We start from the raw sequence: 372 nt of genomic DNA on the forward strand, positions 1-372 counted from the left end.
GGCACAAAACCTGAGTGCCGGATCTTATTTCTCCCGACAATCTCCGGCTCTCTGGTTGAGTCTCCGTAATAGTCATACGCTAAAACCAGCGCCGGAGTCACCGCTGACGGCGTAAAAGTGACCAGTCTTGCCTGATTCTCCGCTCTTTGCGTAATTGCCTCATACACGGCAGAATGAGCCTGATTTAATGCTTCATAGACCGCATCGTTTCGGGTTCTAAACATCTCGGAATCAATCGCCTCAAGAATGTTGTCCCGAACCAAAATCAAATCATCGTACGGAGCGGTTTGAACCACCGCAGATGTATCTGCTCTATCGTTTTCGGAGCCAACTTCAGAAGCGGCGAGCACCGCGTTTGAAATAGCGGACTGC

The 372-nt window shown here is 50.3% G+C and carries 1 pseudogene; it reads right to left on the reverse strand.

Annotated elements, in window-relative coordinates:
• Nucleotides 1-372 (reverse strand): annotated as a pseudogene (locus tag E5987_RS13605) (DNA circularization protein); the annotation flags it as partial.

It is taken from the genome of Parasutterella muris (assembly GCF_009767915.1).
In the GTDB taxonomy this organism is placed as follows: Bacteria; Pseudomonadota; Gammaproteobacteria; order Burkholderiales; family Burkholderiaceae_F; genus Parasutterella; species Parasutterella muris.